The sequence below is a fragment of the Mycolicibacterium lutetiense genome, assembly GCF_017876775.1.
In the GTDB taxonomy this organism is placed as follows: domain Bacteria; phylum Actinomycetota; class Actinomycetes; order Mycobacteriales; family Mycobacteriaceae; genus Mycobacterium; species Mycobacterium lutetiense.
Window position 1 is genome coordinate 44,858 of record NZ_JAGIOP010000001.1, and the last position, 13,032, is coordinate 57,889.

The 13,032-nt window shown below is 65.9% G+C and carries 14 protein-coding genes and 1 pseudogene; 8 read left to right on the forward strand and 7 right to left on the reverse strand.

Features of this window, described 5'->3' with window-relative positions:
• The first annotated feature begins 13 nt into the window (after positions 1 to 13).
• The 4 genes from JOF57_RS00230 to JOF57_RS00245 all read left to right on the forward strand — a co-directional run bounded on the left by JOF57_RS00230 (position 14) and on the right by JOF57_RS00245 (position 5,652).
• A complete protein-coding gene (locus tag JOF57_RS00230; protein ID WP_209912518.1) occupies positions 14 to 1,120 on the forward strand; it encodes an alkene reductase in 1,107 nt (368 codons plus the stop codon).
• Positions 1,121 to 1,232: 112 nt separating this feature from the next.
• Positions 1,233 to 2,123 carry an aminoglycoside phosphotransferase family protein gene (locus JOF57_RS00235; protein WP_209912521.1) on the forward strand — a complete coding sequence of 297 codons (891 nt, stop codon included), beginning with the start codon at positions 1,233 to 1,235 and terminating at the stop codon, positions 2,121 to 2,123.
• A 155-nt stretch (positions 2,124 to 2,278) separates the two neighbouring features.
• Entirely contained in the window at positions 2,279 to 3,490 is a 1,212-nt protein-coding gene (locus JOF57_RS00240; protein ID WP_209912523.1) for an acetyl-CoA C-acetyltransferase, read from the forward strand.
• Positions 3,491 to 3,504: 14 nt separating this feature from the next.
• Entirely contained in the window at positions 3,505 to 5,652 is a 2,148-nt protein-coding gene (locus JOF57_RS00245; protein WP_209912525.1) for a 3-hydroxyacyl-CoA dehydrogenase NAD-binding domain-containing protein, read from the forward strand.
• Between the two features lie 109 nt (positions 5,653 to 5,761).
• On the opposite strand, the gene JOF57_RS00250 is transcribed toward JOF57_RS00245, so the two are convergent.
• The 3 genes from JOF57_RS00250 to JOF57_RS00260 are packed head-to-tail and all read right to left on the reverse strand — an operon-like array spanning position 5,762 to position 7,880.
• A complete protein-coding gene (locus JOF57_RS00250) occupies positions 5,762 to 6,211 on the reverse strand; it encodes a TIGR03618 family F420-dependent PPOX class oxidoreductase (protein WP_209912527.1) in 450 nt (149 codons plus the stop codon).
• A gap of 8 nt (positions 6,212 to 6,219) precedes the next feature.
• Positions 6,220 to 6,642 (reverse strand): PPOX class F420-dependent oxidoreductase, encoded by a 423-nt coding sequence (locus tag JOF57_RS00255; RefSeq protein WP_209912529.1) that lies wholly within the window; start codon positions 6,640 to 6,642, stop codon positions 6,220 to 6,222.
• A 32-nt stretch (positions 6,643 to 6,674) separates the two neighbouring features.
• Positions 6,675 to 7,880, reverse strand: coding sequence for an FAD-dependent monooxygenase (locus JOF57_RS00260; protein ID WP_209912531.1), 1,206 nt, complete (start codon positions 7,878 to 7,880; stop codon positions 6,675 to 6,677).
• Between the two features lie 76 nt (positions 7,881 to 7,956).
• Here JOF57_RS00260 and JOF57_RS00265 point away from each other — a divergent pair, with 76 nt between their 5' ends.
• A complete protein-coding gene (locus JOF57_RS00265) occupies positions 7,957 to 8,502 on the forward strand; it encodes a TetR/AcrR family transcriptional regulator (protein ID WP_209912532.1) in 546 nt (181 codons plus the stop codon).
• 247 nt (positions 8,503 to 8,749) lie between these two features.
• On the opposite strand, the gene JOF57_RS00270 is transcribed toward JOF57_RS00265, so the two are convergent.
• Together JOF57_RS00270 and JOF57_RS00275 are read right to left on the reverse strand one after the other, a co-directional pair.
• Positions 8,750 to 9,343 carry a class I SAM-dependent methyltransferase gene (locus JOF57_RS00270; RefSeq protein ID WP_209912534.1) on the reverse strand — a complete coding sequence of 198 codons (594 nt, stop codon included), beginning with the start codon at positions 9,341 to 9,343 and terminating at the stop codon, positions 8,750 to 8,752.
• Between the two features lie 4 nt (positions 9,344 to 9,347).
• The gene (locus tag JOF57_RS00275; protein ID WP_209912537.1) at positions 9,348 to 9,773 is read right to left on the reverse strand and encodes a pyridoxamine 5'-phosphate oxidase family protein; all 426 of its coding nucleotides are present in this window, start codon (positions 9,771 to 9,773) and stop codon (positions 9,348 to 9,350) included.
• A 56-nt stretch (positions 9,774 to 9,829) separates the two neighbouring features.
• On the opposite strand from JOF57_RS00275, the gene JOF57_RS00280 reads away from it, so the two are divergent.
• Complete coding sequence (locus JOF57_RS00280) at positions 9,830 to 10,819, forward strand: LLM class F420-dependent oxidoreductase (protein WP_209912539.1); 990 nt, start codon at positions 9,830 to 9,832, stop codon at positions 10,817 to 10,819.
• 19 nt (positions 10,820 to 10,838) lie between these two features.
• Here JOF57_RS00280 and JOF57_RS00285 read toward each other — a convergent pair.
• Together JOF57_RS00285 and JOF57_RS00290 are read right to left on the reverse strand one after the other, a co-directional pair.
• Positions 10,839 to 11,114, reverse strand: a pseudogene (locus JOF57_RS00285) (YbfB/YjiJ family MFS transporter); the annotation flags it as partial.
• A gap of 111 nt (positions 11,115 to 11,225) precedes the next feature.
• A complete protein-coding gene (locus tag JOF57_RS00290; RefSeq protein WP_234937661.1) occupies positions 11,226 to 11,903 on the reverse strand; it encodes a helix-turn-helix transcriptional regulator in 678 nt (225 codons plus the stop codon).
• Positions 11,904 to 11,994: 91 nt separating this feature from the next.
• On the opposite strand from JOF57_RS00290, the gene JOF57_RS00295 reads away from it, so the two are divergent.
• Both JOF57_RS00295 and JOF57_RS00300 read left to right on the forward strand, forming a co-directional pair.
• Positions 11,995 to 12,453 (forward strand): hypothetical protein, encoded by a 459-nt coding sequence (locus tag JOF57_RS00295; protein WP_209912544.1) that lies wholly within the window; start codon positions 11,995 to 11,997, stop codon positions 12,451 to 12,453.
• A 118-nt stretch (positions 12,454 to 12,571) separates the two neighbouring features.
• A complete protein-coding gene (locus JOF57_RS00300) occupies positions 12,572 to 12,958 on the forward strand; it encodes a hypothetical protein (RefSeq protein WP_209912547.1) in 387 nt (128 codons plus the stop codon).
• Positions 12,959 to 13,032: the final 74 nt, after the last annotated feature.

A 13,032-nucleotide genomic window follows, 5' to 3' on the forward strand; every position in this document is an offset into this window, starting at 1 on the left:
GCTTTAGAGCGGCGTGACCTACAAACTGAACGCCGACGCCGCACTGCTTCAGCCGATCCAGGTCGGTGACACCGCCGCCGCCAACCGTCTGTTCATGGCGCCGCTGACACGTTCGCGCGCCGATGCCGACGGCACCCCGTCGCCGCTGGCCGCGCAGTACTACACACAACGTGCCGGTGCGGGCGTGATCATCAGCGAGGCCACCGCTGTCGCCGAGACCGCCAACGGCGCCTACCTGAACACCCCGGGCATCTACACCGACCGCCATCAGCACGGCTGGGCCGAGATCGCGGATTCGGTGCATGCCGCCGGCGGCAAGATGTTCGTCCAGTTGTGGCACGTCGGCCGGATGGCGCACCCCGAGATCAGCGGGTTCGAACCTGTCGCACCGTCGGCGATCGCCGCCGAGGTGGTCACGCACACACCCACCGGCAAGAAGCCGCTGCAGATGCCGCGGGCACTCGATATCGCCGAGATTCCGGTGATCGTCGAGCAGTTCCGGGCCGCCGCGCGCCGGGCGATCGACGCCGGCATGGACGGCGTGGAGATCCACGGCGCCAACGGCTACCTGCTGCACCAGTTCGCCTCCGATGTGGTCAACCAGCGGACCGATGCCTATGGCGGTTCGCCGGAGAACCGGGCCCGGTTGACGGCCGAAGTGGTCGAGGCCGTCGTCGCCGAGATCGGAGCGGGTCGGGTCGGGCTGCGTATCTCGCCCGGCAACACCGCCGGGGACATGCACGAGAACGACACCGTCGGCGCCTATGAGGCATTGCTGGCGCGAATCGCCCCGCTGGGTCTGGGCTACCTGCACGTGCTCATCGACCCGGCCACCCGCACCTTCGGGGTCATCCGCGCCTTGTGGTCGGGGACGTTCGTCCTCAATACCGGTCGCGCCTCCGGCACCGACTTCTCGGCACTGGAGGGTTATGCGGAGTGGGGCGCGATCAGCGCGGCAGCGGTGGGGCGGGCGTACTTGGCGAACCCGGACCTGATCGACCGGCTGATCCTGGGTGCCGAACTCAACGAGCCCGACGTGTCGACCTTCTACGCTCCCGGGCCGAGCGGGTACACCGACTACCCGTCGCTGATCGAGATCGAGGAGCCCCGCTCGGCGTAAGGACTGTGCCGCGAATGTAGCGCTGTGGCGATTTTCGGCGGGCGGTTTTCCGCCACAGCGCTGCATGCGTGGCGATGAGCGACCGCCCGCCGTCTCTATACAGTGGCTTCGGATGCCCGACAGCGAAATAACAGCCGACTTGGTCCGTGACCTGCTGCGCGATCAGCATCCAGACCTTGCAGGGCTGCCCATCCGCGAGGTGGTGGGCGGCTGGGGCAACCAAATGTGGCGCCTTGGTGACGAGTTCGCCGTGCGTATGCAGCGCATGGACCCGACTCCGGAACTCCAATTCAAGGAGCGGCGGTGGTTACCCGTATTGGCCCCGCGCCTCCCGCTACCGGTACCCACCCCGGTGCGGTTCGGCGAACCTTCCGAGCGCTTCTCCAAGCACTGGACCGTGATGACGTGGGTTCCCGGAGAACCGCTGGACCGCAGCGCAATCAACCGTGGAACCCACGCGGCGGATACGTTGGCGGACTTCCTCCGGGCGCTTCATGTGAACGCGCCGGCTGAGGCGCCGATTGGCATAGACCGCGGAGCCCATCCCAGGGACTGCACGGACGGATTCGAGCATTTCTTGCAGGCTGTTGCTCCCGATGACGTCGCGACAAATGTGCGGACAGTCTGGTACGACGCTGTTGAAGCTGGCGCTTGGGAGGCTCCGCCGGTGTGGGTCCACGGCGACCTTCATCCCGCGAATGTCATCGTCTCGGATGGAACGCTGGCGGGCATCGTCGACTTCGGAGACTTGTTCGCCGGCGATCCGGCTTGGGATCTCGCTGCTGCGTGGGTGCTGCTGCCCACGGGTATGGCCGGACGGTTCTTCGACAAGTACGCCCGAGCCGACGAGTCGGTGATCCGGCGTGCTCGCGGTTTGGCTGCCATGAAGAGCCTCTTCCTGATGCTCATGGGACAGCACGGAGATCGGGGCCTTCCTGGCGGTAAGTCGAACTGGGGGCCGGCAGGCAGGGCGGCGCTTGATCGTGTTCTGGCGGGCGTTTGAGGCTCGCCCTGTCTGCGCAGAGGAGATGCTGAGCACAGGCCCAACCAACGGGTTGGGCGAGGCTGCTACGCTGCCGTCCAGAGGACTGTCCACATTCGCTGGGCGGTTCCACAACCCAACCTGAACCTGGACGCCGATACGGCAGGGGAGCAGACATGTCCGAAGAAGCCTTCATCTACGAGGCGATCCGTACGCCGCGTGGCAAGCAGCGCGGTGGCGCACTCAACGAGATCAAGCCCGTCAACCTGGTGGTCGGCCTGATCGAGGAGATCCGCAGCCGTTACCCCGACCTGGATGAGACGCTGATCAGCGACGTCATCCTGGGCGTCGTGTCCCCGGTCGGCGATCAGGGCGGCGACATCGCCCGCACCGCCGGGCTGGTGGCCAAGCTGCCCGAGACCACCGGTGGATTCCAGCTCAACCGCTTCTGCGCGTCGGGCCTGGAGGCCGTCAACCTGGCCGCCCAGAAGGTCCGTTCCGGCTGGGACGACCTGGTGCTGGCCGGCGGCGTCGAGTCGATGAGCCGCGTCCCTATGGGTTCGGACGGCGGTGCCTGGGCGTCTGACCCGGAGACCAACTACCGCATCGGCTTCGTCCCGCAGGGCATCGGCGCGGACCTGATCGCCACCATCGAGGGCTTCTCCCGCGACGACGTCGACGCCTACGCGGCGCGGTCGCAGGACAAGGCCGCCGCGGCCTGGTCCGGCGGCTACTTCGCCAAGTCGGTCATTCCGGTCAAGGACCAGAACGGCCTTGTCGTCCTGGACCACGACGAGCACATGCGTCCCGGCACCACTGCGGCTGATCTGGGCAAGCTCAAGTCGGCCTTCGAGGGCCTGGGCGCCATGGGTGGCTTCGATGACGTGGCGCTGCAGAAGTACCACTTCGTCGAGAAGATCAACCACGTCCACACCGGCGGCAACAGCTCGGGCATCGTCGACGGCGCCGGCCTGCTGCTGATCGGCAGTGAGAGTGCAGGGGCATCCCAGAACCTGACCCCGCGCGCCCGCATCGTGGCCACCGCCACCAGCGGCGCCGACCCGGTCATCATGCTGACCGGTCCCACTCCGGCCACCAAGAAGGTGCTCGACCGGGCCGGCCTGACCGTCGATGACATCGACCTGTTCGAGCTGAACGAGGCGTTCGCCTCGGTGGTGCTGAAGTTCCAGAAGGACCTCAACATCCCGGACGAGAAGCTCAACGTCAACGGTGGCGCCATCGCGATGGGTCACCCGCTGGGCGCCACCGGCGCCATGATCACCGGAACCATGGTCGACGAGCTCGAGCGCCGCGGCGCTCGGCGTGCCCTGATCACGCTGTGCATCGGCGGCGGCATGGGTGTGGCCACCATCATCGAGCGCGTGTAGGGAGACGAGACAACATGGCTGAGAACACCATTCAGTGGGACAAGGATGCCGATGGCATCGTCACCCTGACGATGGACGACCCGACCGGTTCGGCCAACGTGATGAACGAGCACTACAAAGAGTCCATGCACAACGCCGTGGAACGGCTTGTTGCGGAACAGGATTCGATCACCGGTGTGGTCATCACCAGCGCGAAGAAGACCTTCTTCGCCGGTGGCGATCTCAAGGGCATGATGGATATCGGCCCGGACGATACTGCTGAGGCATTCGAGATGGTCGAGACCATCAAGGCTGACCTGCGCAAGCTGGAGACCCTGCCCAAGCCCGTCGTCGCCGCCATCAACGGTGCGGCGCTGGGCGGCGGTCTGGAGATCGCGCTGACCACCAATCACCGCATCGCCGCGGACGTCAAGGGCAGCCAGATCGGCCTGCCCGAGGTCACCCTGGGCCTGCTGCCCGGCGGTGGCGGTGTCGCCCGCACCGTGCGGATGTTCGGTATCCAGAAGGCCTTCATGGAGATCCTGAGCCAGGGCACCCGGTTCAGCCCGGCCAAGGCCAAGGACACCGGCCTGGTCGACGAGCTCGTCGGTTCGGTCGAGGAACTGGTACCCGCCGCCAAGGCTTGGATCAAGGCCAACCCCGAGGCCCACACCCAGCCGTGGGACGTCAAGGGCTACAAGATGCCCGGCGGCACCCCGTCGAGCCCGGCGCTCGCCGCGATCCTGCCGTCGTTCCCGGCACTGCTGCGCAAGCAGCTCAAGGGCGCCCCGATGCCCGCACCGCGGGCCATCCTGGACGCCGCTGTCGAGGGTGCGCAGGTCGACTTCGACACTGCGAGCCGCATCGAGAGCCGCTACTTCGTCCAGCTGGTCACCGGCCAGACCGCCAAGAACATGATTCAGGCGTTCTTCCTGGACCTGCAGGCCATCAATGGCGGCGCATCGCGGCCCGAGGGCATCGCCAAGCAGGAGATCAAGAAGATCGGTGTGCTGGGCGCGGGCATGATGGGCGCCGGTATCGCCTACGTGTCGGCGAAGGCCGGCTATGACGTCGTGCTCAAGGACGTCACGCAGGAAGCCGCTGACAAGGGCAAGGCGTACTCGGAGGCCATCGAGGCCAAGGCGCTCAAGCGTGGCAAGACCACCGAAGAGAAGTCGGCCGCGCTGCTGGCGAAGATCACCCCGACCGCCGATCCGCAGGATCTCAAGGGCGTCGACTTCGTGATCGAGGCCGTGTTCGAGAACCAGGAACTCAAGCACAAGGTGTTCCAGGAGATCGAGGACATCGTCGAGCCCAACGCACTGCTCGGCTCGAACACCTCCACGCTGCCGATCACCGGTCTGGCGACCGGCGTGAAGCGCCAGGAGGACTTCATCGGCATCCACTTCTTCTCACCCGTCGACAAGATGCCGCTGGTGGAGATCATCAAGGGCGAGAAGACCTCTGACGAGGCGCTGGCCCGGGTGTTCGACTACACCCTGGCGATCCGCAAGACCCCGATCGTGGTCAACGACAGCCGCGGCTTCTTCACCAGCCGCGTGATCGGCACCTTCGTCAACGAGGCGCTGGCCATGCTGGGCGAGGGCGTTGCGCCCGCGTCGATCGAGCAGGCGGGTTCGCAGGCCGGTTACCCGGCGGCACCCCTGCAGCTGTCGGATGAGCTGAACCTGGAGCTCATGCACAAGATCGCCCTTGCCACCAAGGAAGGCATCGAGGCCGCCGGCGGCACCTACGAGAAGCAGATGAACGAGGTCGTCGTCGAGAAGATGATCGAGCTCGGTCGCCCGTCGCGCCTGAAGGGTGCGGGCTTCTACGAGTACGTCGACGGTAAGCGCGTCGGCCTGTGGCCGGGGCTGAAGGAGACCTTCAACTCGGGTTCGGTCGAGCTGCCGCTGCAGGACATGATCGACCGCATGCTGTTCGCCGAGGCACTGGAGACCCAGAAGTGCATCGACGAGGGCGTGCTCACCTCGACCGCTGACGCGAACATCGGCTCGATCATGGGTATCGGCTTCCCGCCGTACACCGGTGGTTCGGCGCAGTTCATCGTCGGCTACGAGGGTGCCGGTGGAGTCGGCAAGGCGGCGTTCGTCGCCCGCGCCAAGGAACTGGCCGCCCGCTACGGCGACCGCTTCCTGCCCCCGGCCTCGCTGGAGAGCTAAGCCAGAACGTCAAAAGCCCCCGGCGCAAGTCGGGGGCTTTTGCGTACCTGGGTGTTGAAATTGCACTCAGGGCTGTCGATCTCGGCATTCCACGACCCTGTGTGCAATCTCAACCGGGATTCGAGTACACCCGGGTGGGTGAGATCAGCACCGCGGTGCGACGCTCTTCGCGCATGACGCGGTCGTAGGTGTCCCAGTCGTCGTGAGTACCGCCCGCAGCTTCGAAGATCGCGCGCAACAGCAGGCGCAACGTCTCGGCGTCGGTGCCGGATTCGGGGTCGTCGGGCCCGATGATCTCGGCGGTGCCCTCGACCGTCACCCACTGCCAGCCGGAGCGGGCGACGACGGTGGCCCGGGGATCGGCGCGCAGGTGCTGGAGCTTTCGCGCCCCGCCGATGGCGACGAGGGCAACCACCGGTTCAGTGGTCCGCGGGTGCGCCATCACGCCCGCATTCACCACTGAGGACTGGATGCTGCCGTCGCGACGCAGGGTGCTCAGCACACAGAGCCCGTGGTCGCGGGACAGCATGCCGGCGAACTCGGAGACTTCGGTTCCCATCAGGCACCTCAATCCGCCACGTCGAACGCGGCATGGACTTTCGTCGGTTTGACCCGCACCACGAGTTCCCCCGGCACCCCGTTGCGCCGGCCGAATTCCTTGGCGCGGTCGGCGCCCATGTAGCGGCCGCCGGTGCGGGTGGCGATGTCGAGAAGCTCGCCGGGATCCTCGCTGATCGACGCGACGCCCTGGATCTGGACGAACCCATACGGCGGGTTGGAATCGTCGACGCACAGCACCACGCGCGGATCGCGGGCCAGAGCGTGTCCTTTGGCGGTGTCCTTGCCGGTGTTGAAGACCAGTTCGCCGTCATCCACCACGAACCACACGGGCGCCGCCAACGGCCGGCCGTCCGCCGCAACCCAACCCATCACCGCGGTGCGGCTGCCTTCGGACAGGAACGCGATCACATCGTCGGAGAGTTCGCCCATGCGGCCACGCTACGCCCGCTTGCGCGTGCCGATCACGGAAGCGTGGCGGGCCAGGTGGGCAGCGGCATCGTGTCGTAAAGCCGCACGCCCTTCGTGTTGAGCCGGGCGAGTGACTGGACCAATCCGAGCGGCAGCAGCGAGATCACCTGCCCGGCACCCACGAGTGCGCGGATGCCCCAACCGCTCATGGGGACCACGGTTCTCGCATTCACGCGGGCCAGCTTTCGGCTGCTTTGAACGGGCGCGAGCATCGTGCGTTCGTAGTTGGCGAAAGCCGCGGCGTAATCGTCACCGGCCCGGACCATCTCGGCGGCCAGGACGTAGGCGCCGTACACCGCGAGGCTGGTGCTGCCGCCGACGGCGGGTCCGGGGCAGTAGCCCGCATCCCCGACGAGGGTCACCCGTCCGCGCGACCATGTCGTCATCTCCAGCTGCGTGATGGCGTCGAAGTAGAACGTCGGCGTCCGCGGCACCTCGTCGAGCCAGCCGTCCACTTCGGAACTCATGTGCTCGAACGCGGCGCGCAGTTGCGCCTTTTGACGGTCCGCATCGCGGTAGTCGTAATCCAGCGGCCGGCTGGGGCGGAAGATGTACACCGCGCGGGCGTCGTCGAGATGGTCGGCGGTGTAGATCCCGGCCATGTGGCCCGGTTTGAAGTAGCCGGTCATCTCGCCGTCACGGGCCAGGGTTTTCGGTACCGATACCACCGACAGATAGCCGCCGAGGAAGCTCTCGGAAACGTTGTCGCCGAACGTCAGGCGGCGCACACCGGAGTGCAGCCCGTCGGCTCCCACCACGACGTCGAAGCGCCGGGGTGCGTTGTGCTCGAACGTCACGTCCCCATCGGGCGAGATCGAGGTGATGGTGTCCCCGAACAGATACTCGACGTCGTCACGGGCGGCTTGAAAATAGATCTCGCTGAGATCATCTCGCATGATCTCGACGTGCCGGTCGGACATGGCGCCGATGATCTTGAGGTAGTCGAGGCGAGCGGGGCGGGACGCACCCGGCCGATGGATAACCATCTCGGTGGTCCCGGTGGCGTGCGCCTCGATATCGGACAGCACGCCCATGCGTTCGGAGATCTCCATGGCGGGCCGGAACAGGTCGACGGCGTGGCCACCGGTCTTGCGCAGCGCGGGCGAGCGTTCGACCACGGTGACGTCGAAGCCATGTCGAGACAGCCAATAGGCGAGAACCGGCCCGGCGATGCTGGCGCCGGAGATGAGTACTTTCATGTTGCCCCCTTACTTAACGGTCGGTAAGTGCTTCGTTCGTCAGCTTACCGACCGTTAAGTAAGTTAGGGTGGCTACGTGGTCAAGCCTGCATTGGATACCCGGCAACGCATCCAGGATGTGGCGCGTGAACTGTTCGCCGAGAAGGGCGTGGTCCGCACCAGTCTGCAGGACATCGCCGACCGCCTCGGCATCACCAAACCCGCGTTGTACTACCACTTCCGGTCACGCGAGGAGCTGGTCCGCAGCATTCTGCAACCTCTCATCGACGAGGGTGAGGCCTTCATCGCGGAGCAGGAACGCAAACGCGGGGCGGCCCGGTCCACCGCCCGAGAACTTCTGGAGGGCTACTTCGACTTTCATTACCGGCACCGCGCCGACCTCATCCTGATCGTTTCCGAGCTGACCACCTTGGTTGATCTGGGATTGATCGACCAACTGCTGGCCTGGCGGGCCCGGCTCGGGGTGCTGGTGTTCGGCCGCAACCCGACCCTCGAACAATCGACCCGCGCCGTCATCGCGTTCGGTGGGCTGCAGGACTGCTGCCTGCAGTTCCCCGATGTCCCCGGCGAGCAGTTGCGCACCGCCACGGTCGACGGAGCGATGGCTGCGCTCGGGTTGTGAATCAGCCGAGATTGCCGACGAGCTGGTCGACGACTGCGGTGACGATGTTCGCCGGTGCCGTCGAGGAGGCTCCCACGATCGCGGTGCCTGCCGGCCGTTGCTTCCTGGCTCCCGCGGGTGTATCGGATCGTTTCTAGGCTCGATGACACGAACTCTGTTGTGGCAGAACCGATGTGAAGTATCTGCAGGATTTCCTGCGGGTTGTTGCCGTGGGACGTAAGGCCGCGCGGAGTAACCGCTGCGAGTCCTAGACGGTCCGTTCGAACAGATAATGCCGCGCGGGGTTCTTCCCGTTGTGATCCATCGCGGGCTCATCCCCGCTGGAAATCAGCTTCCAGCGGGCGCCGAAGAGTCGTTGCACTTCCTCGAACCCTATGCCGGGCACACCCATCGATGCGCCCGGGATGAACGCCACGATCAGCAGTTGTGCATCGGGGGAGGCAACCGCGCTGACCTCCCGGACGTAGGCGTCACGGTCGTCGGCGTCCATGCCGTGCAGACAGCCACTGTCGATGATGAGATCGAAACCGTCCCCGATGCCCGACCAGCTCAGTTGTGTCACATCGGCTTTGGCGAAGACCGCCGGCAGTCCGGTGGCCTTGGCGCGCGCTTTCTTCAATGGCTTGGCCACGTAGTCCACACCGGTGACCCGCCATCCGTGTCTGGCCAGGTACACCGCGTTGTCCCCGGTGCCGCACCCGAGATCGAGTGCGGTTCCGGGCGGCAACGGGTGTGTGGTGCCTTCGACGAGCATCGTCAGGCTGTGCGCCAACGGGTGGCCGTCCCAGGGGGTGAACCCCAGCCGGTAGAGCCACCGGAACAAGCGTTGGCGCGAGCTCACGGAGCTAGAGCGCTCCGAGGTCGGAGGACAGCCAGTGCTCGGGCTTGAGGAACACCGCGACGCTCTCGCCGTGCTCGCGGCGGGCGAACTCCAGATACGGTTCCACCTTCTCGGGAGCCAGATAGCGCTTGGTCATCTCGATGAGCTGCTCGTCGGTGCCCGGCTCGATGCGGTCGACCGCGCCGTCGACGGCCACGTAGCGCACCGTCGGCTCAAGCCGCTCGACCATCAATGACAGATGTCCGGCCGCCTCGATCAGCCGGTGCTTGCGCGACCCCGCCCCGGTCGAGAACCACGGCTGCCCACCGGGGGTGTACTGGTACCAGATCGGCACGGTCAGCGGACCGCGTTTGTCGCCTGCAAACACCGACAACGCGGCGATGTGTGGTTCGGCCAGAAACTGTTCGCGTTCTTCTTTGGATAGGGGCATGAAATCGAGGCTAGCCTCGTGCCGCGACACGCGCCTGCGTCGTAGAGTCGGGGGTCATGCGCTTCGGACTTTTCATCCCGCAGGGTTGGCGGCTCGACCTCGTAGACATTCCCGCTGAGAAGCACTGGTCGGTGATGCGTGACCTGGCCGCCTACGCCGACGCGGGTGCCTGGGACTCGCTGTGGGTGTACGACCACTTCCACACCGTTCCGGTGCCGACCGACGAGGCCACCCATGAGGCCTGGTCGCTGATGGCTGCGTACGCGGCGACGACGTCCCGCATCAAACTCGGCCAGATGTGCACCGCGATGTCCTACCGCAACCCCGCCTATCTGGCGAAAGTCGCCGCCACCACCGACATCATCTCGGGTGGCCGGGTGCAGATGGGCATCGGTGGCGGCTGGTACGAACACGAGTGGCGTGCCTACGGCTACGGATTCCCGTCGGCCGGGGTGCGGCTGGGCCGGCTCGACGAGGGCGTGCAGATCATGCGAGACGCCTGGCGTGACGGGCGGGTCAGCTTCGACGGCAAGCACTATCAGGTCGACGGCGCCATCGTTGCCCCGAAGCCACTGCAGGACAACGGTATTCCGATGTGGATCGCCGGCGGTGGGGAGAAGGTCACGCTGCGCATCGCGGCCAAGTATGCGCAGTACACCAACTTCACGTCCGAGCCCGAGGGATTCGCGCACAAGTCGGAGGTGCTCGCCGGCCACTGCCGTGACGTCGGTACCGACTACGACGCGATCGTGCGGTCGGCCAACTTCAACGCCGTCATCGGCGCATCCGAGGCCGACGTCGCCGCGCGCGTCGCACGGTTGCGGGCCCGGCAGGCGCCGGTGGCCGGGGAGGCCGCCGTCGATGCCATGCTGGCCAACGTCACCGCACCCGAATCGGCCAGTGGCACTACCGAACAGGTCATCGAGAAGCTTCAGCGGATGCGGGATCTGGGCTGCGAGTACGCCATCCTGTACTTCCCCGAGGCTGCGTACGACCGGTCCGGTATCGAGTTGTTCGAGCGCGAGGTCATCCCGGCACTGGGCTGACCTGATAGAACGCGATGTGCCAGCCGGCATTGCCAGTCAAAGGCATTGCTGCCGGGCTGAGCACCAATACGATAAGCGAAACCCGGCAGGCTGGCATCGAACGGGACAACCGGGGTGAGAATGCCCCGGCAACCGCACCCACGAGATAGCCGACGTAGTTGGCGGTGGCCAGGTGTCCGGCCGCCTGCGGGTTGAGGCCTGCGTGCGCGGTCATCAACGGCAGGATCGGGGTGTAGACGAAGCGTCCGATCCCCATCGCGGCGGCTAGCACGGCGGCCGTGCGGACGACGTGCATCCAGGGGGCTGTGGGCATTGTCCGATGATGCGTCAGGTGTGGCGGCACCTGCCACATCCAATTGTCTTGCAGCTGTGAGGTTCAACCTCCCACTCCGGGTGGGTCAGTTCGTCATTGCGTGCCGTGATCCGCGTCGTGCACCTGAACGCAGCAGTGCCCGGGACGTGGATTGAGTTCTGCCTTTGCAGTGTTCGATGAACTGGCGGCGATCGCGCCCCGGATCAGTTCCAGATTCAACCCACACACCACGTCGAGGTGATCACGGGCCACCGCGTGAAACGGGCAGTTCCGCAGCGAGATTCCCCCGTCCGGTTCTGTGCGGGGTAGGTATCCGCAGCCGCGCAGGGCATCGATCAAATCGCCGCCTGCGTCGTGAGCCGCCCGGGTACCCGCATCGCGCGCGGCCTGCTCGACCACCGCTCGCACCGCACCGTCGGTGTCCTGTTCGATCGAGGCCACGAGTATTCCGGCGAGCAACTGGTAGTCGCGTGGCGGCACGCTGATGGCCAGCTCACGTTCGGCCAGGCTGTACAGCTTGGCGGGCCGTCCGGCGCCGGGGCCCGATCGTCCGTCGGGTCGCTGGTAGGTGACCGCAAGGAGTTCGGCATCGGCGAGCTTGTCCAGGTGGTAGGCCGCCAGGGTGCGTCCGATCCCGGTTGTTGCCGCGGCGTCCTCGCGGGAAACCGGCTCGTCGCTGTCGGCGACCACTTGGTAGAGCCGGCGGCGCAACGGGTCATCGAGCGTGCTCAGGGCTGACATGGCCGCCGGGTCGGCAGGCCGGGAGAACATCACCCCATTCTAACACCAAAAACTCTTGACAAAATCTGCGAGCGGGGTCGATTCTAAAAATATCGAAGTTTATTTTTAGAAAGGAAAGGTCATGACCACCTCAAATGTTGGTATCGGTCAATCTGCCGGTTGGGCGGCCGCGGTTGAGCGGGCCCGCACGGACCCGGCGTACGGGGCCTACGCGTTGCTGCGGTTCGGCTTTACCGTGTTGCCCATCGTGTTCGGGATCGACAAGTTCACCGACCTGTTGACCAACTGGGACGGCTATCTGGCGCCGTGGATCGCCGATCTCAGCCCGTTCGGGGCGCACTCGACCATGCTCGTGGTGGGAGTGATCGAGATCGTGGCCGGCGTGGCAGTGGCCGTCAAGCCGAGATATGCGGCCTACATCGTCGCTGCCTGGCTTGCCGGGATCATCGTGAACCTGCTGAGCTATTCCGGTTTCTACGATATTGCGCTGCGCGATTTCGGGCTGCTGCTGGCGGCGCTGACCCTTGCCCGGTTGGCCTCGGTCTATGACCCGTCCTGGCATCGTGCCGGCACGCATTGATGGCGCCCGCGCCGAACGGCCGTCAAACGTACATCGCATGACTGGCAGATGACCGGAGAAGGTATGTCGGCTGAAAAGTCCGGTGGATTGGAGCAGAAATGTGCTCCATGATCCCCACGTGACGCTGACATCACGGGAATTCGGGACCGGACGCGTATCCGCCCCAACGGTCGGGGCCGGCGTGGCCGCGGTGTTCAACCCCCGGCCGCGCGTGGCCTCCCGCGCGGCTGACTCGGTTGACTGTTCCAGGCCTGTGCACAGCGCTGACATCGCTCAATCGCGCCTGTTCGAGGAGATTCTGCTCGGTGAAATCGTCGAGCTGCGAGACCATCTCGCCGCTACTGAACTCCGGTGGCGGCAGCTTCGGGAACGCAGCCGGGTGGCCGATGCGCCGATGCCGGAAGCGCTCGTCCGGCTGCACGCGCGCATCGCCGAGGCCGAACGGTTGCTCGTCCAACTGCGGTGCCGCTTCGGCTACGACGGAGATTCACTCCGGGTGATTTGAAGAATTCGATGACGCACTTGCCGGCGGCGAGCGGTCCGATCCCACACTGTCCCTGTCAATACCAGTATCGACAG